Consider the following 23315-nt stretch of genomic DNA (forward strand, 5'->3'; position numbering starts at 1 on the left):
CCGTTAGTATTCCAACGCCGTTACATCATACGATTGCAAAAAGTTCTGACTCGACCACCAGGTCGCACAATCGTTTGGTCCTCCGGTTAAACAATCTTTTGCCAATTCGCTTAAGTGATACGCGTTATTACTTGCTCGATTTTCGATATCACGCACAATTGTCAGCTGACCCGGTTTTAGATCGGCAACTCGTTGTGACGATAAATAATTCGCACGCTGCTGATGCATCACCGAACGCTCCCAACGCGTTTTGATATCACGGAGAGCCTGGCGTGAAGCAAACGTTAATTTGTCCAATGGATCACTGAAGTATTGACGAAATTCGGGACCACTATCCTCGTAACTTGCCGTCAAATAACGCACGGGATTAAATTTGTTATACAACCACTCGCCGTCACTGTTTTTGAATTGCGATGGAAAGCCGACAACACCTGGTAATTTATCTTTCGCGTACAGGACGGTATTTTCGAAGTAGCCCAAGCATGTATTTGGATCGCGTAATGTACAAGCATGGGAGGTTTGGTCATCCAAAATACTCAGTAGCGAACCACTATCACCACCGTACTGATAGGCTCGAATAGTTACATCCACCGTTTCAGAATTATTAATAGCGGAGTAGTCGGCTTCACCATCGACAGAGACTGTGCCCTGTGCCCAGTCCACCGATAAACGTCCACCAATGTTTTTCTTATCTTCGGCGTTACGGAATTTAAATTGAATGTTCACCATTAACCAAGCACCGAGCTCAACTCCTTGGATAAATTCATCGCCGGTAAATTCAGCCAATTCTTTGCCACGGTATCCCATAGTTTCTGCCCAAAACATAAAGCCTGATGTCGGGTGTAATCCATTTCCTGATCCCACCGCGGTTTCGCCTTCAGGCTCTAATGGAAGTAACACTGGTTTACGTGGTGTTGCTCGCGTAATTAAAGTGTACGAACTGGTAAATTCGTCGGCAGAGTTTTGAAACGCTAGTCCCACATCACCACTCACTTCAAAAGAAGCAGCACTGATGTTTGCACTGGCCGAGCCGCGAATACTGTTCAACAATTTTTCATAGTTTTGGTCAACGCCAATGTATAAATCGAGTTGAGTGTTTCCTACGAACTGTGCGCTATCGACAAAACCATCGTTATTCGCATCAACATCGACAATGACATTACCGTCCTCATCTTCAGCTGGCAGTGCAGAAACATACACTGAAGTTGCCCCTTTAAATTCCCCGCGCTCAGAGTCGTAACCGCCGCCCAATAAATAAGTATCGATGGAGTCGTCAATGGGAATTGAAGATTTTAATGAACGCGTTGCTTCCTGTTTTTTGTCGGTCAACTTTATCGCTCGTTTACCCGATCTTTTTTCTGCCAGTTTCCAACTAGAATTGCTGGCACGATCAATATCAACATTAAAATCACCTGCAATGGAAGACCCAGGAAGCGCGCTCGCAACCGCAATCGATAGTACTGCTGGTGAAAAGACATGTGCCAATTTTTTAATTCGCTGCCCAAGTGGTGGAGATCCATAGGAGTGTTTCATAATCTGCCTCTCTTAACTTCGTTTTTATGCATTCAATAAAATCTTCGTTTTATTCTGTGAAACTCGACATTTTATTAACCGTAAGTGTCACGTAACGTTTTCAAGGAAAAAGATGCGAGAGTAAACTACTAGTTACTGATAAAGTTCTAATATTTCCTGATGTGCTTGTTTTAAAAGGATTTATTCAATCATAAGAAAGACGAGAAAGGTATACTTTTGACTTTTTCTACTGGTAAGAACGAACCAGTTGTAAGTTTATTGATACTCAAACAATCGATATTTTTGAGATATTTTTCAACAAACGGATTCAACAAGTTCCTGCATATTAATTCAAGCAAAAACGCATAATAAACACAGTTCAATTAACACCAGCAGTTATCTCTTATCGATATACCCGGTTATCACTGAAAAATTTAGCTGAATTGCAGGAGACGCTGTAACTCAAATCTAGTTTTTTAGGTTTTAGGTTTTAGGTTTTAGGTTTTAGGTTTTAGGTTTTAGGTTTTAGGTTTTAGGTTTTAGGTTTTAGGTTTTAGGTTTTAGGTTTTAGGTTTTAGGTTTTAGGTTTTAGGTTTTAGGTTTTACAGCGTTAACTGACCACGCTTTGATTTCAAGTTATTTTCAATCTCTTGTAGATACCGGAGCACAAAGTCGTTATCTCTCCATGGTAATAAAAAGGCTTCGACGGTTGTTCTGTCATGGGTCCACCATGCCTCATCATCGCGAAAGTTTTCAGCTAACATATGTTCTCTGTTTTCTGCAAAACCAGCGCAGCTATTACTACAGTAAAATCCAGAAACGATTTGAAATCGAGCTAATCCCCAAAAAGAGTAAGATTCAGGATAGAGCTCTCTGTATTTTTCAAGCTTATTGTAAAAGTGCTTGGCTGAAATCTCGGCACCCTCAATATCTCCTGAAAAATATTGTGCGGCTATCATAGCCAAAGAAGCATTACTGTTTTCTGTTGAGATCGAAATATTGGGTTGATTATCTAAAAATAATTGAAAAGCTGGCTTCAATTTCTCAACCCCTTCAATGTCGCTTCGCTTTATTAAAAGAGCTATTCTTGGCAATAAAAACGCATCAACATCGTATAGTGCAATCTCCTCATTACTCAATCGAGAAAAATTAGATTCCAATCCATGAAGATCTCCGAATAACTGAATGACCGGCATCCAGCGTGACCAATCATTATCTTTCGCCTGTTCAATGAACAACCGAACCTCATCAAAGTTTTCAAGCATAAATTGCACTTTTAACCATTGAAGTTGACTAAAAGTATTAGAATACAAATGAAATTGATGCTCTGAAGCAAATGCTAAATAGTCACTTCGTAAAGAGAACATCAAGGAGTTATTCGCAAACGACGTTTCCAAACGATTCGCCAGGCCCTCATCCTGACTACGAATCGTCGATGCGGCTCTTTCCCATTGCTGACTTAATTTCTCCAACGACTTATTTGACGCACAAGTATCAATAATCGATTGAATGGTTGATAATTGATGCGAGGAAAAGGCCGATTGAGCTCCACCATTAATAATTCGATTTTCGATAGTTTCGCAAGGTACGGCAGACTTAATCATTAAATATAAAAAAGCCCGCCATACAGACTGTTCACCCGGATATTTACTGACAAGAATATTTGCAATATCAAATGCATGCTGGCGATATTTAGCCTGCGAACTGTATCCATACAAAAGTGCAATCAAAGCATCTATGTTATTGGGTTCAGACAAGAGTACATCTTTCGCCATGTCGACATACTTCATAACTTCCTTTCTATGCTCAACATTAATTGAACCATTACTAATCGATGCTTTAATTAATGCGCCTTCAATTTCTGGTGTATCTGGAAATTGTGAATTAAGACTCGTCAGAATGCTTATTGCTTTTTGAATAGCAAACTCGTTGCCTTCTCTAAGGTATGTATTGGCGATTATAAGCTGCTCTATATCATGCGGAGACAGTCTTGTTGAGAGATTTAAATAATAGTTAACCTCATGTTGATGAACAAACTTTAGCCGAAGTGCTGATGCGATTTGTTGAGAAATTTCGTCAATCAGCTTTGACGCTGTATTATTTTCTAGATTAATAACATAAGAAAACAATAAAGCCTCAGAGCTCTTGTCCACCAACTTAATAGAAACTCGAATAATATTGGAGTAATCTTTCACAACACCACTTAAAATAAAATTAGAGTCTTTACCTGCATTTCTCTCTAATCCATCAATCACATTCACTTGAGGAATTTTAGATAAATTCAGTAAGATATTCTCATGTAAGTCGTCTTCAAAATAATCAGGAAATAATTGTGTCACTTGATTTGTAAAAGGTTTAATCAGAACTATAGGAGTGACACCTGAAGCATTGTCTCTATCGATTGCAGAGACTATAACACTCAAAGAAATAACAAAGATTAACGCGAACGTTAACGGAAAGTTCAACCTTTCCATGTAATACCATGGTCTCTTCATCTTACCAGGTATCGAGGAACAATCTGCTTCTAAAGAATTCAGCTCGTCCTTCTTTTGAACGCGAATTTTCTCTGAATTAACAAACTGATAGCCAATTCGATGTACCGTTTTTATATACTCTTCTCGAGAATCGCTCAATGCCTTCCGCAACACAGAAATGGCTCTATTAATTGCGTCATCTGAGACATAAGCATTAGGCCAAACATGGGTCGCAATATCATTTCTAGAAATATTTTGTTTAGGATTACTTAATAAGAATTGCAGTAAAGCATTAATGATGGGATCAAGTTTGTATTGCTGACCATCTCTCTGAATTAGGTTATCTTCAGGAATAAAAATGACAAGATTTGGATTCGCTAAATTGTCATTCATAAGCACAACCGTTTAAATCGACTAAAGGAAATACAGATAAACTGATACGATTACGAGGATAAGAGCTTAACTTTGAGTCAAAAGCATTTAGATGCATTCGTGATTGATACTGAACACGTCCATACTTGTACAACCAACTTTTTGTTTTAAACTGCAAAACTAATAACAAGTTTTCAGCACCCCAATTAAAACTCACTTTGAAAAACACAAACATACCATTGGAAAATCAAACTTACGTTATTTTTAATTTTTGTTTAGTACGTTTAATGCTCGACAAATACCTTAAACGAATCTTCATCTTTAAAATAGTGTTTATTTTTACCATTAATACAAAATACTTATAAAACACTACCTAAAATATTTATATTTTGACTAAAAAACACCAAGCCAATTTATACATCTTTTTCTAACAGACCAGAAAAACACTCTATTTAAAGCGAGAAAAATATCAGCTTTATTTATACAACTTAGCTATTGCATTAATTTGGGAGCGATCTCATCCTTCTTTATACAAAAGACGCTAATTCAATGTTTTTGTTACAAAAATTAAAATAGAATGGATTATCGGTAATATTCACACTTCGTACCTTTTTAAAACGAAAATGCTTTAAAAGAAAACAATTAGTGAATAATCAGCAGTACTTACACTCTTCCAACCAGCAATGAAGGCCTAGAGGTTCTATAAAAACATTTTAAAATTCTGCAATAAATTTTTAGTTTTCTACTATAAATTCGGCATCGTCCTTTATAGCAACCACATTCGTTTTCTTATTAAAGCTCTTTAAGAAATTTAAGTTGTCTAATTCTCGAATAATAAAATGGCAGAGATAATCCTAGGGAGTTTTTTACTGTTGCGACAAATGACCTTCCCAGAAATGAATACCTTTCCAAATACAAAACCGAGATTATTATTAAAATTATGCGACTTTATTCAAGAATAGTAGCAACCAAAGGAACGACGACAATAAAGTTTGACAATAGCAGCGAATGACCCACCCGAAAGTTAACGAACCAGTTTGGCTTGAAACAAATAAAGCTGATGGCTGTTAGAAATAATATGCTCCATATCGAAAGCTTAAGCAATGTAAAAGTGAGGACAAAGGAAGCGGGCAATAAACAAGTTACATAGGCAATTAAAGCCATATTAGATAATAACGTTCGATGGCTGGCTACAATTGAATCAAGATAAATCAAACTACTTTCTTTTGAGCGCTCTATTGCAACCATTGAGAACATCAAGCCATTCAGCAAAATTACAAATAGCGAAGCTGAAAATACGGTATTAATTGAATTTGAACTAACGAAATAAATGAATCCCAATGTTATAACCTGAAAAAAGAAAAACACTTTTCTCTGTAAGTAGGCTACCAGGAAAACAGGATGTTGAAATTGATTGAATAGATACTTTGCGAACAGCTCTTTCAGAACATAAGCACATCCGACCATCGGGAGAATAATTATTGAAAGGTCATCAGAGTACTTGAATGATCCTATGTATATGGTAAGCGTCAATAGGAGCAAATAGTTGCTGACTTTATTGCTAATTAAACGACCGAGAATAAACAAATAGAAAGAACATAAAAATAGGACAAACGCATTGATATTCGTCGGGAAATCCTTCTCAAATATAACTAATAAATAAGACCAAGCAAAAAGAATGTGCAATGGTATTAAAATAATGAGGCTGGTTAATTGAAGTAGAAATACAGTTTTTACACGACTGCCGATGAATTGAGACAAAATATCAACATCTCGACTACCAAATGCGAGCATCCTTAACTTCTCTACAAACCATTGAGCACCCAATATCACCGACAAAAAGATAATGACTCTGACAACCAGCGATACATCTTCACGACTCAGCATCTGAAGTGCAAACGGAAGTGTAAAGATTAGAACGTACATGCAAGCGAATAGAACGCCTAAAACTTTAAATTGTTCTTTATACAACCGCCTGATCGTTCTCGAACATTGCTTATAGAGAATTTGACTGATATTCATTGAGAGAAATAAATGGAATTCGTTGAAACTGAGCAGTAAATTGCGGGTGCTCCATATGTGTCGCCATTACAATAAAGCGATCTTCCCTATTTTTTAACTGCTGAAAAAATATATCACAGGCTAAATTATCCAATCCATTCATTGGTTCATCAAATAAATACAGTTGGCAGTCATAGGATAGAGCGATAATGAGCATCAGCTTTTTTGCATTGCCCAGAGACAAGGTTCCTAGTGACTTAGAAGAGCTTAGATCAAATTTAAACAACTCAGCTAACTCTTCGGGCAAAGAGGGCTCAATCAGCTTTCGTTGTTTTAATGCAAAAGAAGAAAACTCGTCAACACTCAATTCACCAAAAAGACTCAAGTTATCGGGAACAAAGCTAATCATTTTTACATATGACTTAAAGTCTTTCTTTAAGTCAATACCATTTAACAAAACTTGCCCACTCCATTCGGAGTCTGCACCAGCTATAACCCTCAGTAAGGTTGATTTGCCACAACCATTACTACCCGACAAAATATAATGACCTGTCGATAGCTCAAAGCTTAAATCACTCAACACCGGATTTGAGTCATAATATTTATTAATATCTTTTACGTTGAGCATCTTTTTTTCCTGACGAGAATGCTTAAGTAGCATTTATGACCGCTGGGTTTATTTAAGCTCCAGAGGAACTTCTAACAAATTTAAATAATACTCCAAACTCTCTACACTCAATAGGACAAAACCAGCTGGAGGTAACTTCATATATTAACTAACCTCCAGCAAGTCAGTTTATCTCATTAAAAATATCAGCGGTCTATCGGTGATGTCATCACATTTAACTGTACATATAACAACCACACTTATCCATCTATCTATGGATACCTTATTCCTAAAAAGAAACGCTGCGATTATGTGAGTACTTATAGACACAAGAGTCTCAAATAAAATCCCTTTTAACCAAAAATTATTGCGAACGGTTAAATTTCAGCCAACCCTTAACTCAGAACAAATTTTGAGCACTTCAATAACGAGTTAACAAAAACCACACTTATTGACCGACTTAATTTTTAAGACATGAACACTTAGAAAGAAAATATACAAATTGTGGAAGAGTCGTTCTTGCTTCATTCATAAACGAGAGTTAAAGCATCCGTTTTAATATCAGCAGTAATCAAGTGTCCCATGAATACAATCTAAAAAACTCAAATCATAACCTCCTAATTAAAATAACGCTCATTGGAATAATAACTTTAAAATGGGACAGGTTGACGACAACAAGACCCTACCGGAAGAAATGAACAGTATAAAAGCTTCGCGACAAACACATGCTTGTCGGTAGAAAAGCAGTCCATACGAAAAAGTGCATTAATAAAAAATTAACCGCTCAGCCAATAGAAAAATATCCCTAATTAAAATAAGTATCACTAATCATTATCTAAAGAATATCTACCCAATTTTATATTTTCAATACATTTTTTGCTCATCACTAATACAAAAGATTTTTATATATGAGATACCTGAAATTAAATTCGAGATTTTGTTCACTGAAAATAGCTTTAATCTCTATTTCCAATTTTTTATAAAAAAGAAAGATAGCTAGTCTTTTTTTTGTTGATCTATATCAATTTTCAATTTAATTTTTTAAGCGCGCATCGATGTGTAAGATGAGTTCGGATTTTGAAACCTAGGAAATCGAAGTTCGAACTCCTCATTTAAATCTTGCAAATGGTGAGAATAAGAATATTCAAACCACTAAATTAAACATGGAGAATTTTAAAATGAAAAATCAATTGCGTGACCAATTAACTGCTCAAGGCTGTGAGTTCAACTCTGTTGGGAAAACTTTAGCAAACGATATGCTCGACCACGTTTCTGGTGGCGATGCATTTCTACGCTTCCTACGTTTCCGTCGAGTAATTATTATCATTGCTCAAGACATGTAATTCACGAGTAGTAAGGACGAAGCTTAGCTTCGTCCTTTTTATAAGTTAGGAGGACGAAATGAAAAACGCTATCTATAGTGAGCTGGAGGCTATTGAAGTCATAATAAAATGCACAGAGCGGTGCAATATCAATTGTTCTTACTGCTATTACTTCAATGGCAACAATAAAGAATACGAACAATACCCCAAGGTTGTTTCTCCAGAAACGGTTGACCAAATCTGTCGATTTCTTTCCGAGGCCGCCGATGAGCTAAACCTCAAAGCGATTCAAATTGATTTTCATGGTGGCGAGCCCATGATGATGAAAAAAGATCAATTTGAATCAATGTGCAATAAATTAGTTGATGCATTGCAAGACAAGGTACGTTTGTCTTTCGCTATTCAGACCAATGCGACCTTGGTAGATGACGACTGGATTGAAATATTTTCCAAGTTTAATATTGGCGTGGGTGTTAGCCTTGATGGACCAAAGCATATTAATGATATGTATCGACTGGATCATAAAGGACGCAGTACCTACGAGAAAACAGCAAATGGCGTCAAACAACTTCAAGCCGCAGTCGCTGCAGAAAAAATAGAACCCATTTCCGTTCTTAGCGTTATCGATCCCAAATATAACGCAACAGAAATGTACAACCACTTCATTCACGAAATGAAATTTTGGGGTGCTGACTTTCTACTCCCTGACTTCACTAAAGAAACGTTCGACTATCAAGACATCCCTGCTTATACCGAGTTTTTAAAAGAGCTCTTTGATGTTTGGAAGGCCGATTTTAATACCAATAGAATTCGTATAATTGATTCTTTCTTGGGGCATTTTTCTGAGTCAGACTCTGGTTATGCATTTAGTACAGGCAAAGCAAAAGCCGTAGCCTTCGTCATTCAAAGTAATGGCGACCTGGGTCCGGATGACACACTTCGTTCGACGGGAGCTTGGAAAAACGTTAACCCTCGCCCAAACATTTATCAACATTCATTAGTTGAATACTTACACCATCCAGCAATTCTATATTTAGAAGAAGCTGCTCATAAGATTCCAGATGAATGCTCTGAATGCTGTTGGAAAAATGTTTGTGGCGGAGGTGGCATTCTCGCTCACCAATACAGTGAAAAAGACAACAGTTGCAATCACGCTTCGGTTTATTGCGACTCATTGCAAGAGTTTTACGCCTACCTGACAAGCTTCCTGATTGATAACGGTCTCAATATTGAGAAAGTTGAATCGATTCTCTTTGAGGAAAAAGTTGAAGCATGAGTGAGCAATTAACTAATCCTGAAGAGCTATTTCGAAAAGAGGCGATTCAATTTAGTGAATCGAGTCGACAAGGAAAGGTGTTGATTGCACATCCAGTTAGACTCACAGTTATTATTTATTTATTGATCGCCCTTTTCGTTATCACTCTTTTATTTTCTATGTTCGTCGATTACGAACAAACACGATCAGCCCGCGGTCAAATCAGGCCCGCATTACAATCTGAAAAAGTAACAGCGCCGCAAGGAACCTCAATTGTCGAGATATTTGTAAGCGATGGAGATCAAGTATCTGCGGGAGACCCCCTGTTTAAAGTCAAAAATAGAAACTTTGATATACAGGGAAATGATTTATTGGAAAGCAATAAATCAACCATTCAGTCAACTCTCGAATTACTTAACGAACAGCTTGAAATTACGAGAAGCAGCTATAAAGAAAAGAAAAGTGTTCTCACTAGCCGCATGGCTATCGACAAAAACAAACTGAATACCTTAAAAGATTCATTAAGCAAATATGAATTGAAGCATCAGCTCATGAAGGAGCAAATTGGCAACTTCGAACGTCTGTTCAATAAAAACCAAATTAGCAAGTCGGAACTTTACAACAAAAGAATCGAACTCATCGACTTTGAAATTGGTATGAATCAAATAAAACAAGATATTGATTCAATCAAGAATCAAATTCTGAGTACTAAAGAAGCTTTAATACAGCTCGACTTATCACAAGACAGCGAGAACAGTCGTTTATTAGTCAGCATTGAAGATAAGAAGCAAATGCTAATTCAAATCAGCGGAGAAAAAGAACAGATAATTAAAGCGGGCATTTCCGGTGTCGTAACTAATTTCACCAACTCTCAAGGAAGTAAGCTTTCTTCATCAGATACCATTATGCAGATTGTACCACAAGATTCTCCTTTATTAGCTGAAGTGTATTTGGCATCTCAGGATATCGCCTTTGTTAAAAAAGGCCAAAAAGTGAAACTGGCATTAGATTCCTTTCCTTATCAAAAATACGGTTATGCGTCAGGAATAGTAAGTAGTATTAGTGAAACGGCTATGGGAGATCTCGGCACTGTTCAGACGATAAATTCCAAAGACAACCACTACCGGGTTCTTGTGCAGCTGGAAGATTCGTCATTGGAACACAAGGGAAAACAATTGAAGTTTGTACCAGGTATGATGTTAAAAGGATTTATTTATGGTGATAAACGAAGCCTTTTTGAATGGGTCTTCGAGCCTGTCTATGGACTAATGGAGCGGTATCAATCATGAGTCAAGTTATCAATATTAATCATTTATTAAAGAAAAGATTCCCAATCTATATTCAATCTGAGCAGTCAGAGTGTGGACTCGCTTGCCTGGCAATGATTTCAACTCATTTTGGGTACAACATTTCACTTAATGAACTACGTCAGCAATTACCGGTGAGTTTAAAAGGTACGACATTACGCCATCTTATGTCCTATGCTGATCAGCTGGGTCTCTCAACACGTGCGGTGCGCGTTGAAATGGAAGACCTTTCATCGACTCGCTTACCTTGCATATTACATTGGGGATTCGACCACTTTGTTGTATTAACAGAAGTCCATAAAGAACACGTTATCATTGCTGATCCAGGTCGTGGAAAACTCAAAGTATCCAAAGCTGAACTGTCAAAAAACTTTACCGGGGTTATTCTCGAAATTTGGCCTTCGGAAAAGTTTCAAACTAAAAAAAAGACAGACCACTTTCCTATTTGGAAATTATTTTCGAATACCGAAGGACTCGTTTCGCTCTTCGCAAAAATTGCAATCGTCGCATTAATGCTTGAGGGAATTGCGCTTGCGATCCCGTATTTTAGCCAAGTCGTTATTGATCGGGTTTTGGTGAGCGAGGATGTTGATTTCCTCCATTTACTGGGTTTAGGATTTATATTCTTAGCGGCTTTCAGTGCTGTTTCCGAATTTGTAAAACAATGGCTGACAACCTACTTGGGAGCCAGTCTAAACCTACACTTGACCTCATCAGTATTTAAGCATTTATTGAATCTTCCTATCACCTACTTTGAAAAACGCAATGTTGGTGATATCACAGCACGCTTTTCGGCATTAAGAGACATTCGCGAATTGTTCGAAAATGAATTCGTTTCCGGTATTGTCGATGGACTGATGGTCATCATAACCCTGGTTGTCATGAGTCTTTATAGTTTAACCCTAACAGCCATTGTGGTTGCCTCAGTATCGTTATTTTCATTATTTCGCTGGGCCATTTATTCACCAATGAAATTACACACGGATGAAATAATCACGACAAGCGCTAAAGAACAAGCCATTTTTCTAGAAACCGTTCGTGGTATGACAGCACTAAAAAACTTTGGCGATGAAAGTCGACGTTTCTCAGTATGGAAAAATCGGTTGATTGATAATGTTAATGCCGATGTTCGGCTACGGTGGTTGGAAAACTCGAGTATGGTCGTTAAATTGCTCACCACAACTCTTGAGTACGTGATTGTTGTTTGGTTGGCTGCAACATTAATCATTAGCAATGAGTTTTCAATTGGCATGCTTATCGCCTTTCTTGGATTTAGACAACGCTTTTCAACTAAAGTCATGTCTTTAGTTGATTTACTATTTCGTTTTAAATTACTCAAAGTCAATGTCCAACGTGTTGCCGACATAATTCAAGCCGAACCGGAGAAAAATCGTTTCGGTCACGGTTTCAATATGGAAAAGGTTAAAGGTAATATTTCTGTTAAGAACGTTTCTTTTCAGTATTCATCCAACGACCCATTTGTTCTAAAGGATTTCTCACTCGAAATAGCGGAAAAAGAGTCTGTTGCCATTGTTGGTCCCTCAGGCATGGGTAAAACAACTTTATTAAAGTTAATGGTGGGACTGATTCAACCGACACATGGCACAGTAGAAATAGACGGCGTACCTATTATTCAGTCTGGTCTATCTGCCTACCGGGATAATATTGCTGCAGTTATGCAAGATGACACTTTATTTAGTGGTTCCATCAGAGACAATATTTGTATGTTTGATCCAAACCCAGACGAACAACTTATTATTGAGTGTTGTAAACACGCAGCGATTTACGACGATATTCGTCGTATGCCAATGGGGTTGTCATCATTGGTCGGAGACATGGGCGCTGCCTTATCGGGCGGTCAAAAGCAACGCGTTTTGATTGCTCGAGCCTTATACAAACAACCCTCTATTTTGTTTATGGATGAAGCGACCAGTCATTTAGATAGCATAACCGAGAAACGAGTTACTCGAGCAATTTCTCAGCTGGGTATTACTCGAGTCGTTATTGCCCATCGAAAAGAAACGATAAAACAATGCGATCGTGTCGTTGATATCAGACATATTAACCAACACATTGATACTAAAACACAACAGGAGTCTTTATGAGCGATCGATTTTCTGAACTAGCAAATCAGTTGATTCAAACTATTTACCCCAACCTTTCAAGCCAGTGGGAAGAAATCTCTGTTGAGGCACACTATGGCAGTCAGCGCGATGTATTTATTCAATTCATCGATACTGATGATGTGGAGCATGATATTCCTGATTTTGAGGGTTCCTCGAACTTAATCGAAAAACTAATAGAAGCGCATAACCCGAATGAACCAAATGAATTGCTCGAGGCCAACATTACAATTACAAAGGATGGAAATGTTGACGTTGATGTTCAGTACCATAATCCGGTTACACAACAAGCTAGTTAAATAGACTAGAGGAGGAATTATGAATCAGTTAAACTGGACCATCAGTTCTCTAATTATGGCAATCAGCTTAAATACAATGGCAAGTAAGGACAGCGTTCAAAAAATTCCGTTCGAATTAGATGATTCGTTTATTTTTGTTAATGCTAATCTCTCTAATAAAGATCAAGAGCATAAATACCGCTTATTATTTGATCTTGGCGACTATCGAGCGATATCACTCACAGAAAAAGTTTTACAAACTGTTCCTCATAAAAAGCTCGATCGTTACGATACTTTCCAAGACTATAAAGGTGATGTTTTTAAGGCACAGCAATTTCAACTGCCGGTCATCAAACTGGGTGAAGTTGTCTATGAGTCCAAGGTCGGGTCAGAGGACATTCAAGACAGTGAAAACTTATCACCCAGTCCTTTTGGGGCAATTGGCGCCGGTTTATTTAGCAATCAAACCCTGACCATAAACTTTAGAGAGCAAATCCTTGAGGTTTCAGAGCAGTCATTGCAACAATGCTATAAATTCGATCCCGCCTCTGGAGCCATTGTGACAGAAGTTGAATTGAATGGTCAGAGAGGATTATTTATTATTGATACCGGGACAAAAAAAACCGTAATCAATAAAGAAAGCTCCGTAATAAACGAACCAACAGATACCTTAGTTGCGCAGTCCTTTAAAACAAAAGATTTTGTGATAAACGATTTTCCGGTACAAGTGATCGACCTCAATATACCGGGCATTGACGGGATATTAGGTCAGGATGTGTTAAAGCAACATGCTTTAACGGTAGACTTTAAAAATAATTGTTTTAAATTTTCCTAATCTCACTTTCTTGTATCACAACGTCTATTGAAATTGTTCTACTTAATTGAATTCGGGCTTATCTATGAAAAGTTAGACAAGTCCGTTTTCATTATAATTAAATTAGTCTCTATATTTTATATCCATTTCCATTCAAATATTTTTTATAAGAACTATACCGGCACTGACAAGAGCGTTTTTCTGTAGGTGCATCAAGTCATCCTCCTACTTAGTTGAGATATTTACCTATTTCTTCCCCAATTCTTCCCAAATGCCCAACTTCGCCCGTCATTTTCATCCCCATTTTTCTATAAGTTGTGCATGATAAAAAAGGACTCAGCAATTCCTAATGGAGGAACACCAACATGTTACAAAGGAAAATAACTTTAACTTTTATTTCAACAATATGTTTATTGATACTGTCCACTGCCCACGGAGAAAAGCAGATTGGGCAATTAATAGAAACTACAACTCTAGAAGATAACTCACGATCGCCGAATAAATGCGATACCGAAACTTATGCGTTTCTTAATGGAACAGCTTCGATCGGTGGAACTTCTGAATATCAACCTGTTGTCGAGGCGTTTAATCAATGGAGTGCATTAAGCCACAAAAAGTTTGTATATACGAGTGACATTAATACTGCCGATATTGTGGTAAGTTGGAGTACCAACGGGCATTTACCGCCGAACAATTCCTTTTCAAACTATGCAAACTACGTCAACCAGAACGGCCAAACTCACCTTATCTTTAACGACTATTATTCATGGCGTCTCACGACTCAAGATCCTGTCTGGGGAAGCCTTGTTGATGTGAAATCCATTGCTTTAAAGTGGATTGGTCGAATTGAATCATTCGTTCTTAATAATGAACCCGACTCGATTCTTTATCATCAATACGTAAAATCAATTTGGCAACACAGCTTGCGAGATATCAATCGCATTCGAAATAACTACTCCGAATGCTCCACTTTTGGCCACTACCGTCTTGGGCCTGTCGAGCCACTTATCAGCAGTTACTGGCCTTTTAAAGATGATCAACGCCTCTTGAGTGGTGACTTTTGGGGAATAGGAAACGATCAACTTATGATAATCGACCCTAGCGGTGTTTTTAAAATGTTGTTCTCTTCCTCGCCTGCCAATGCTTGGTTATTGATGGATCATGGCGGCAGTGAAATTGTTCCTGGATATTTTCTAGCGCCTTGGGATCATTATGCCACTGGCGATTTTAATGGCGACGGCAAAGATGAATTGCTCGTAGCGAATCCTTTAGGTCGTTATCGAACACTTAGTTGGACCAATGGACAAAGCTGGTCGGCTATTCAATCCGCCAATAATGGCGACATCGATTCAGACGATCGATTCGTATCAGGAGATTTTGATGGCGATGGTGCTGATGAATTAATTTTAATAAAAACCGATGGACGCTTTTTCACTATGGACTTCAATACCATAACTTCAAACTGGGATATCCGCGCTAATGCCAGTGGAACAAACGGTATTATTTATTGGTGGATTACCAACGTTAATGATGTTTATGCCGCAGGTGATTTTAATAACGATGGTAAAGACGAGCTACTCGCGATGAATTTTAACGGCTGGCATCATACAATGCACCTAACTCCTGTCGGCTGGCGTTACCTAGAAGGCAATGGCAGTGGTTGGATTGGAGGTTATCAACTGGGATGGAACGATATTGCATTGGTAGGCAACTTTGACAATGATCCAGAAGATGAAGTTGTATTAACCAATAAATATCATCCATGGTCGGTACTCATGGAATTTCGCAATAATAATAGTTGGCACCAACTAAACCATAACCAAGGGCAGGACTTAATTGCCGACTGGAACACGCTACACAACGATTCTAAAATTACCGGAGAGTTTTTTGGTCTTGGCAAAGGAATGATATTTTCCGCACGAGCGCCAGGAGATTGGCAACTCATTGAATTTACTCAATAATTAGTAGAACACCCGCCATCTTGCCTTTCATATTGGGCAAGATGGTATTGAATCCTTCCTTTAAACAGTGTGTTTTTTGTTCAGTTTTTATTCATAAGCATCAAGTATACTGACTCCTATGTTTAATTGGCCGCAGCTCTGTAACTGATGAAATTAATTCTGGTTGTCTCATTTTTGGTTATTGTAGGCTGCTCGAGCTCGAACAGCTCCCAAGTTACGCACGATCGCCAATTCCACTCCTCATCACCAGGGCAATATTCCTCTTCCAATCCTGGGTTATCCAGTAAAAAACCCGATAACTCAATGCGACAAAACCTACTCGCTCACTATCAACGATGGCGAGGAACACCCTATCGTTATGGTGGATTAAGCCGTTCAGGCGTCGATTGTTCAGGATTTGTTTACCTAACGTATCAATCGGCTATCGGTTTCACCGTTCCCAGAACCACTCAGGCGCTGGCGCAAACTGGTGAGAGAGTTTCTAAAAGTCAGCTTCGGGTGGGTGATCTTATCTTTTTTAATACGGGCAAGAAAACACGACATGTGGGCATCTACCTTGGCAATCACGAGTTTCTTCATGCTTCGACCAGCCGTGGTGTTATTGTCTCCAAGCTCAATAACCCCTACTGGCTTTCTAGTTATTGGAAAGCACGCCGGGTGCTCAATTAATCATTTCTCTTTTTGGTGCTTACTAGAGTCGAGATTCAAGACTCTAACCCATGGCGATTTTTGATAACAAGCGCGGTTTAAACGCAGTCACTAGCCGTTTTTTAGCGAAAACTTAACATCGAATCATCCAGCGCAGCATTTTTAAGCCGGCTTCTAGTAAACCATCGGTTTTCGACTATCCTTAATGGGTATGCAAAGTACTTCTAGGTCTAACAAAACTTTGATTTCTAAAGCAAAGTTTATTTACTATCTGCAAAAATGCACTTCAGGCCATGAATCACTGAGATAGACAATATTTCTACTTTGCGCGTCGCCAGCGATTAAATTAACTCGAAAAAATGTCTGACGTACTATTACTAAAAACAAAAGCCAATACATTAGCGCAGCGAGCTGTTTCGGTCAGTGCCAAAGTGGAGCAAGGGCAGGCACAAACGCCCTTGTCTGATCGCTTTACGAATAATATGAAAGAGCTGGAAGACGGACACTTTTCCATACTTTTATTGACTCTCAATTCCGATGCCAAACAGTCGGCGCTCAAATGGTTATGCGGTCACTCTTTTTCCGTTTTTAACTTAAATACCAATCAACAACTGGGATTACTCGAAATATCATTAAAAGACAAAGGATTCAGTTACGAATCAGAAAACGGTACGAGAAAGGAATTCAATCAGTGGGATACATTAATGGAGTCGCTGGAGTCTGACACCAATTTAAGTCATTCAGATACAGAAGCGCTCAAACTCTCTTTAACAAGCGAGAATCAGCTGAAAAACCTGACCATTTTGGTTCCCAGTAGCATCGAGAAAATACAATCGTTACCTGCTCTTTATACTAAAGTTGTCCGGTCTGCCAACTTGCTCGCCGTTGCTGGTACACCTTGGCAATCGCTTGAGTCCAATGAACAACAATTGCTAAAAGCGCTATCGGAGGAAATTCCATGTATTTGGCCGTTGTTTGTTGTTGATGAACTGAAAGATAACGCACCAATACCAGAAAATGGCTGGTGGACCCTATTTCCCAAGATGAAACACTTGCCTCCCTTACTACTGACGCAACACGTTTCACCTTCTTTGCCTGATTTTCTTGCAGAAAGCAAAAGTCCATTGCGTCAAGCTCTCGGTATTGAACGAGTCTTATCGAAAATGGAATCAACTTCAGATGCTTTAAAAAGAGAATACGAAGCTAAACTCAAACAGCTCAATAGTAAAAAAAATAATGAACAAAGAAAGCAAAAAGGGCAAGGCTCTACAAACACTGACATGAGTCAATTGCGCACTCAATTGAGCAATGGAATCAATGAGCGCACGACATCACTCTCCAAATCAATTCAAGCAAAAAGTAAAAAGATTGAACTCTCATCAAGTTCAATCATGAGTGATCTGGCTACTTTTCTTGAAAGTATTTCACTAAAAGACTTATCTCAAAATAAAGAATATAAACAAATACATTTATCAATCAATGACCAATACGAAATGGACTTGAAGCGCTTTATAAAAAAAGCGACTTCAAAAGAGATAAAGCAAATTCTGGATGAAACAAAAGGCGTTATCTCGGAAACGACAAGCTGGCTATCAATCGAATTAGAAGGCTCTACAAATAACCGAATTAAAGAGCTAACAGCCTCCATGTCGTTTGATGACGTTTGGCATGACATTGATGACTATTTGTCTGTCGACCTCAAGTACCAAGGGGAATTACCCAAACGAAACTTTTTCGATCGACTATCAGAGGGCCGCCGCTCTGCGTTTGTCATATTAATGCTAGCAACTCTACTCGGTTACATGGGGTTTAATGTAAGAACAAGTGCATGGCTAGGCTGGATCATCATTCCCGTTTTTATCGGCTCAATAGTTTACACTTATTCTTCCTGGAAACAGCAAGATGAAATGCGTATTAAAAAGGAATTGCAAAAAATACAGAATGAAACCGCCAATAAATCAAAGCGATTAATCAGTGACTTATTAAGAGAAAATAATCAAAGAATTAATAATCAGCTCGATCAAATAAAACGATCACTCAACCAAATTGTCGACGATGTCACATCAAAAGAACGAGAGTCGAAGCAATTTCAAGCAGACTCTGAACGCTCAAAATCACAGCAGCGCGTTTCAGCAATTGATGCTCAAATTCGTCAAATGGAACAACAACAAATGGAGATTAATTCCATAGTAAGAGAGTTTGCGACGCTTAAAGACTCTTTAATATCAGACATCAATAAAGTCATCGGAACGTTAATCAATGGATAAACAAAAAGCGTGTAAATTATTAGGTCTCAATGATTCTCCGACCCAAGCAGAAGTGCAGTCAGCTTACGATTACAAACGTTCCGACATTCAATCAAAAGCCAATTCTGCACCCACAGATGCACTCAAAGAAAAGTTTCTCGCGGTACTCACTCAACTGGATCAAGCCAGACAATTACTAATAGAGAATTCTAAAAAGCCGTTAACACAGACTAAGCTTGCTGACTTACCCGAAGCCGCACCAATAGGCAGTCAAACAGCTAACAAAACCGAATTTAAAATCGATGAATGGATTGCGGATCGCTATCAAATTAAATCTCTTATCGGTCAAGGTGGCATGGGAATGGTGTACAGTGCCTACGACAAAGCCAGAGATGAAACTGTCGCTCTAAAGTTTTTAGCTCCAGCAATTTCCGATCATTCCAAAGCTAGAGAACGCTTTATTAACGAAGCAAGACTATCTAGTCAGTTGAGTCATCCAGCGATTATCAACGTCTATGATGTTCAACAAAAGGATGATCTGGTATTTCTATCAATGGAGTTACTAGAAGGCAGTGACCTTCGAGCCAAAATGGACGAGCGCCAACTTAAGCGCCAACCCTACCAACAAGAAGAAGCCGAACAATTACTAAAAACGTTGTGTGATGCACTGGAACACGCTCATCAAAAAACCGTGCATCGAGATCTCAAACCCGAAAATATCTGGGTGACTCAAAGTGGTGATTACAAAATTATGGACTTTGGAATTGCTCGAGTCGTCAGCACATCACAGCGCACCAAAACCGGAAGCGCCATGGGAACCGCTTATTATATGGCTCCTGAACAATTAAAGCGTGCTGAAAGCGTGGATGGTCGTGCCGACATATATTCGATCGGTATCATTCTTTATGAGTTACTGACCGGAGATATTCCTGCGGGTCGTTACAAGCCACTAAAGAAAGCTCGACCCGACATTTCCAAAAAATTAGCCTCTATCATCGATCAGTGTCTTGAACCTGACCCTCAGGACAGGTTTCATGATATTTCAGAGTTAAAAGCTCAACTCGATAAGCGATCGATAAATTTTTCTGGACTAAATAAAAAACTGCTAGGAGGAATTGCTGCGACTTTAGTTATTGCTGCGGCAGCTACTTTCATCGTTTTAAATCCTGAGGTACTCAACCAATTAAAAGCATTACTCCCTGATAGCGAAACGGATACAAAAGCGCAGTACACTCAAGCACTTCGACTCGACGGCCAAGTTAAAGATCTTAGAGAACAATTAGCTGAGCTTGAGCAACAAAAAAAACGCGAGTTAGACACTATTAAAAATGACACCAAGCGACTTGCCACGAAACTTTCCGACTCAACAAACCGTTCAAAACAACAAACCATTCGTCGTGATTTAGAACTCGCAAAAACTAAAGAGCAAAATACTCAGTATATTTTTACCATGCTCGATGAGTATGTATTTAATGGACCTTTTATTCGAGACTTAAGGGGAGAAGACCGACTGGCAGAGGGATTATTACGAGATAAGAATTATGCCGATGCGATTACGACACTTGAAAAGCTATCGGAAGGATATCAACGGCTGATTAACTCAACAGAAGGAGCAAGTACCTTTGTTAACATGAGAAAACTTGCGAACGATGCTTATACTCAAGCAAAAAATGCTACTCGCACATATAACCTGGGAAATACCCCACAAATAAAATCACTCGAAGAGAGTAAAAAATCAGCGGAAAAACTAGCGAACGAAGTAAAGTTTGACTTAGCCGCAAATAAATTGGCTGAACTAAAAGGAGCTAGCGAACAATTCACACGTAATATTGCGAGCTATGCTAAAGCAAAAGAAAATGCATCGAAAAGTCGCAGTGCGTGGACCGGATACGCGAAAAAGCAGTCATTGTTAAACCTGAAAGAATCTCAAGAGTTGGAGCGATTGTATAAAAAAACGATTTCAAATGCCGAACAAGGACTGCTTACCGAGGCAACGCAAGCACTGAATGATTTGAACAATGAATACTCTGGTTTGCTGGACTCTGCGAAAAACTCGAAAACCTACTACAGCAAATCAATAAAAGCGAAAAGCAACTGGGAAAGCTTCCTTAAACAAAGCAATCTCAAGCCGCATCGAGAATCAAATGATTGGACTACACAATTAACCAGTGCGAAAGCTGTCTATGACAAAGGCAATATTGTTGAAGCAGGACTAAAATTTCGAGATATCGAAAAAAAATACAATGCTCAATTAAATCGCGACAAAAAGCAATATACCAACTTAAAAACCTCTCTCAACTTGCTCGAAACCGTTTGCCAGATATTCTCGATAAAGCCAGGTTCTGGATTTCTCGAGAAAGAATGCAATCTGGTAAGAAAACATCGTAACGGAATCGACTATTTATTGAGTGACTTATCGTCCCAGCTTAATCAATTCCAAAGTAACAAGAGTCAGTGGGAAGCGATGGCGGTTGATCTTGAAAAGACGCAATACATTCTTTCACAAGTCGAAAGTAAAATTAATGAACTATCGCGTTATAAAAACGACTATCAAAAACTCAAAACGCAACTGGCTAGTTTAACGCCTTTATTAGCAGCGAAGAATCTAACGTCGGCTCAAAATGAATTAAGAAAAATTGTTCAGCAAAGTGATTCTTTTTTAAAGAACGTAAGATCGACACTCGCTGCTCAATCTATTTCAATGGATATGAAATCCATCGACAATTTTAAAATCGCCAGTAAAGAAGTCACGGTTGCCGACTTTCGAAAGTTTGTCGATGCCACCAATTATCAGACGGATGCCGAAAAACCGGGTAACGATGGCTGCTGGGGACAAGTGAATCGACGTTGGGGCTACAGTCGCCGCATAAATTGGCGAACGCCGGGCTTCTCACAACAACCATCCCACCCTGTGGTCTGTGTCAGCTATCGCGATGCACAAGCATTTATTCAATGGCTAAATCAGGAGACAAAACGGCAATACCGTTTGCCCAGTGAATCTGAATTCGAAATTGCTGCCAAATCTGGCACTACCAGCAAATTTTATTGGGGCAATACCATTACTCCTGGAAAGGCAAACTGCCAAGGTTGCGGAAGAAAGAGCTCTAATATATTTACCGTTGCTGTTGCTAGCTTTCCTCCCAACCGATTTGGATTATACGATATGTTAGGTAATGTTTGGGAAATTACCGACAACTGCTGGTCTAACTCAAAAAGCTCACAGCTCGCTAGTAAAACGGGCTGTAACGCAATTGTCGCAAAAGGCGGTGGTTGGAATAGCGATCCAAACTACATTTTGGCAGGAAGTCGGACTATGCTTAAAGTTGCTGGCCAAGTGAAAGCTGACATTGGATTTCGGATAGCTGAATGACAACAACACAAAAAAAATTATTAGCGATTTTTATATTTATTATTTTTCCCATGTGTCTTGGCGCTTTAAGCTATCTAATTAGCCCCAGGTACCAAATTGTTGGTCAGTTTTTACCAGAATCCATCGTTAGCTGGTGGTTGTCCGTTCAGGCTACACACCTTCTCACGGCTTATTTATCAGGTCAAATCGCAGATTTCATGTGGGCATTTTCAATCGCTTCAGCCATTCTATTGATTTGGATTGACGACTTACGAAATTGGTATTCGTGTGCATTAGTGAGCATTGTTGTTGGCATTAGTTACGAGTTTGCTCAATTCCTGGGTGTCGCTCCTGGCACCTACACACACACTGACATTGTTTTATCTTTAATTGCGGCTTCAATCGCGTGTTTATTCTTGATTGTTTATTTTCGGAGGTTCACTAATGAAATGGGTTAAGGCTTTTACGACACTCATCGTTACTTTTATCTTTTGGTTTTTTGCATCGGGTTGTTTCGGACCCGACATCAGATACGTCGATAACACCGACTATTCGTTAAAGCAAATTTATAAAGGCAAACTGGTTAATAAAGACCTTCGTATCGTTGCCAAAGACGGAAGTTTCGAACTGAAAGGTGGTGAGATGTTTGACTCGCCTTTCTTCTGTGACTTGTGGCCAGGCACCTTTTCACGAGGAGTTGGAGATAAAAATATTGTTGAATCTTATCAAAAAGCACGGAATGTCGGTTGTAAAGAAGTATTAATCTATATCGACGGAAGAAGTGAGCCGCTTAATGGCATTCTCGCTTTGTCACGGGTTTATGGTTCAGCTTTTGGTCCAGCGAGTCACGCATACTTTATGAAAGTTGATACCAATCGACTCATGACTGCCTATGACGGTAATACCGTCGTCTTTTATGAAAAAGCAAAGTGGGAAAAGAAAAGTGCTCGAATAGTTGATGGGTATCGCAGAAACACCGGCGGAACTAACAATTATTACACCTGGGTACTTTGGGCTGCATATACGCCACTCTAAGGAGCAACATC

17 protein-coding genes are annotated in these 23315 nt (G+C 38.8%); 12 read left to right on the forward strand and 5 right to left on the reverse strand.

The genetic code is table 11. The features are described 5' to 3' along the window. Positions 1 to 3 precede the first annotated feature (3 nt). The 5 genes from FAX86_RS01435 to FAX86_RS01450 form a co-directional block, all read right to left on the reverse strand. On the reverse strand, positions 4 to 1533 hold the full coding sequence (locus FAX86_RS01435) for a hypothetical protein (RefSeq protein ID WP_144391553.1): 1530 nt from the start codon (positions 1531 to 1533) through the stop codon (positions 4 to 6). A 581-nt stretch (positions 1534 to 2114) separates the two neighbouring features. Beyond that, on the reverse strand, positions 2115 to 4379 hold the full coding sequence (locus FAX86_RS01440; RefSeq protein ID WP_144391554.1) for a transcriptional regulator: 2265 nt from the start codon (positions 4377 to 4379) through the stop codon (positions 2115 to 2117). Beyond that, entirely contained in the window at positions 4372 to 4575 is a 204-nt protein-coding gene (locus FAX86_RS22105; RefSeq protein ID WP_164503416.1) for a hypothetical protein, read from the reverse strand. Before FAX86_RS22105 ends, FAX86_RS01440 begins: the two co-directional genes overlap by 8 nt. 731 nt (positions 4576 to 5306) lie before the next feature. Beyond that, positions 5307 to 6284, reverse strand: a complete 978-nt coding sequence (locus tag FAX86_RS01445) for a hypothetical protein (protein ID WP_144391555.1) — start codon at positions 6282 to 6284, stop codon at positions 5307 to 5309. Positions 6285 to 6354: 70 nt separating this feature from the next. Continuing rightward, positions 6355 to 6987 carry an ATP-binding cassette domain-containing protein gene (locus FAX86_RS01450; RefSeq protein WP_164503417.1) on the reverse strand — a complete coding sequence of 211 codons (633 nt, stop codon included), beginning with the start codon at positions 6985 to 6987 and terminating at the stop codon, positions 6355 to 6357. Between the two features lie 1157 nt (positions 6988 to 8144). Between FAX86_RS01450 and FAX86_RS22110 the strand changes: the two genes are divergently transcribed. From FAX86_RS22110 to FAX86_RS01505, 12 genes are all read left to right on the forward strand, one after another. Continuing rightward, the gene (locus FAX86_RS22110; protein WP_164503418.1) at positions 8145 to 8309 is read left to right on the forward strand and encodes a hypothetical protein; all 165 of its coding nucleotides are present in this window, start codon (positions 8145 to 8147) and stop codon (positions 8307 to 8309) included. 58 nt (positions 8310 to 8367) lie between these two features. Continuing rightward, positions 8368 to 9564, forward strand: coding sequence for a radical SAM protein (locus FAX86_RS01455; protein ID WP_144391557.1), 1197 nt, complete (start codon positions 8368 to 8370; stop codon positions 9562 to 9564). Next, on the forward strand, positions 9561 to 10832 hold the full coding sequence (locus tag FAX86_RS01460; protein WP_144391558.1) for a beta-barrel domain-containing protein: 1272 nt from the start codon (positions 9561 to 9563) through the stop codon (positions 10830 to 10832). Before FAX86_RS01455 ends, FAX86_RS01460 begins: the two co-directional genes overlap by 4 nt. Then, positions 10829 to 12955: a peptidase domain-containing ABC transporter gene (locus FAX86_RS01465; RefSeq protein WP_164503419.1), complete on the forward strand. Its 2127-nt coding sequence runs from the start codon at positions 10829 to 10831 to the stop codon at positions 12953 to 12955. The genes FAX86_RS01460 and FAX86_RS01465 overlap by 4 nt, the downstream gene beginning before the upstream one ends. Continuing rightward, positions 12952 to 13272, forward strand: coding sequence for a hypothetical protein (locus FAX86_RS01470; protein WP_144391560.1), 321 nt, complete (start codon positions 12952 to 12954; stop codon positions 13270 to 13272). Before FAX86_RS01465 ends, FAX86_RS01470 begins: the two co-directional genes overlap by 4 nt. Before the next feature lie 19 nt (positions 13273 to 13291). Next, positions 13292 to 14086, forward strand: coding sequence for a retropepsin-like aspartic protease (locus FAX86_RS01475; RefSeq protein ID WP_144391561.1), 795 nt, complete (start codon positions 13292 to 13294; stop codon positions 14084 to 14086). Positions 14087 to 14430: 344 nt separating this feature from the next. Beyond that, on the forward strand, positions 14431 to 16026 hold the full coding sequence (locus tag FAX86_RS01480; protein ID WP_144391562.1) for an FG-GAP repeat domain-containing protein: 1596 nt from the start codon (positions 14431 to 14433) through the stop codon (positions 16024 to 16026). 147 nt (positions 16027 to 16173) lie between these two features. Next, positions 16174 to 16695 (forward strand): C40 family peptidase, encoded by a 522-nt coding sequence (locus tag FAX86_RS01485; RefSeq protein ID WP_144391563.1) that lies wholly within the window; start codon positions 16174 to 16176, stop codon positions 16693 to 16695. 338 nt (positions 16696 to 17033) lie between these two features. Then, positions 17034 to 18941, forward strand: coding sequence for a hypothetical protein (locus tag FAX86_RS01490; protein WP_144391564.1), 1908 nt, complete (start codon positions 17034 to 17036; stop codon positions 18939 to 18941). After that, positions 18934 to 22290: a bifunctional serine/threonine-protein kinase/formylglycine-generating enzyme family protein gene (locus FAX86_RS01495; protein ID WP_144391565.1), complete on the forward strand. Its 3357-nt coding sequence runs from the start codon at positions 18934 to 18936 to the stop codon at positions 22288 to 22290. The genes FAX86_RS01490 and FAX86_RS01495 overlap by 8 nt, the downstream gene beginning before the upstream one ends. Beyond that, complete coding sequence (locus FAX86_RS01500; protein WP_144391566.1) at positions 22287 to 22727, forward strand: hypothetical protein; 441 nt, start codon at positions 22287 to 22289, stop codon at positions 22725 to 22727. The genes FAX86_RS01495 and FAX86_RS01500 overlap by 4 nt, the downstream gene beginning before the upstream one ends. After that, positions 22714 to 23304: a hypothetical protein gene (locus tag FAX86_RS01505; RefSeq protein ID WP_144391567.1), complete on the forward strand. Its 591-nt coding sequence runs from the start codon at positions 22714 to 22716 to the stop codon at positions 23302 to 23304. The genes FAX86_RS01500 and FAX86_RS01505 overlap by 14 nt, the downstream gene beginning before the upstream one ends. Positions 23305 to 23315 lie beyond the last annotated feature (11 nt).

The organism is Pleionea sediminis (assembly GCF_007570825.1).
In the GTDB taxonomy this organism is placed as follows: Bacteria; Pseudomonadota; Gammaproteobacteria; order Enterobacterales; family Kangiellaceae; genus Pleionea; species Pleionea sediminis.

Bases quoted from the DNA above. Each gene is read 5' to 3' on its own strand.
- FAX86_RS01435 (WP_144391553.1), bottom strand. From the start codon at position 1,533: ATGAAACACTCCTATGGATCTCCACCACTTGGGCAGCGAATTAAAAAA.
- FAX86_RS01440 (WP_144391554.1), bottom strand. From the start codon at position 4,379: ATGAATGACAATTTAGCGAATCCAAATCTTGTCATTTTTATTCCTGAA.
- FAX86_RS01445 (WP_144391555.1), bottom strand. From the start codon at position 6,284: ATGTACGTTCTAATCTTTACACTTCCGTTTGCACTTCAGATGCTGAGT.
- FAX86_RS01450 (WP_164503417.1), bottom strand. From the start codon at position 6,987: ATGCTCAACGTAAAAGATATTAATAAATATTATGACTCAAATCCGGTG.
- FAX86_RS22110 (WP_164503418.1), top strand. From the start codon at position 8,145: ATGAAAAATCAATTGCGTGACCAATTAACTGCTCAAGGCTGTGAGTTC.
- FAX86_RS01455 (WP_144391557.1), top strand. From the start codon at position 8,368: ATGAAAAACGCTATCTATAGTGAGCTGGAGGCTATTGAAGTCATAATA.
- FAX86_RS01460 (WP_144391558.1), top strand. From the start codon at position 9,561: ATGAGTGAGCAATTAACTAATCCTGAAGAGCTATTTCGAAAAGAGGCG.
- FAX86_RS01465 (WP_164503419.1), top strand. From the start codon at position 10,829: ATGAGTCAAGTTATCAATATTAATCATTTATTAAAGAAAAGATTCCCA.
- FAX86_RS01470 (WP_144391560.1), top strand. From the start codon at position 12,952: ATGAGCGATCGATTTTCTGAACTAGCAAATCAGTTGATTCAAACTATT.
- FAX86_RS01475 (WP_144391561.1), top strand. From the start codon at position 13,292: ATGAATCAGTTAAACTGGACCATCAGTTCTCTAATTATGGCAATCAGC.
- FAX86_RS01480 (WP_144391562.1), top strand. From the start codon at position 14,431: ATGTTACAAAGGAAAATAACTTTAACTTTTATTTCAACAATATGTTTA.
- FAX86_RS01485 (WP_144391563.1), top strand. From the start codon at position 16,174: ATGAAATTAATTCTGGTTGTCTCATTTTTGGTTATTGTAGGCTGCTCG.
- FAX86_RS01490 (WP_144391564.1), top strand. From the start codon at position 17,034: ATGTCTGACGTACTATTACTAAAAACAAAAGCCAATACATTAGCGCAG.
- FAX86_RS01495 (WP_144391565.1), top strand. From the start codon at position 18,934: ATGGATAAACAAAAAGCGTGTAAATTATTAGGTCTCAATGATTCTCCG.
- FAX86_RS01500 (WP_144391566.1), top strand. From the start codon at position 22,287: ATGACAACAACACAAAAAAAATTATTAGCGATTTTTATATTTATTATT.
- FAX86_RS01505 (WP_144391567.1), top strand. From the start codon at position 22,714: ATGAAATGGGTTAAGGCTTTTACGACACTCATCGTTACTTTTATCTTT.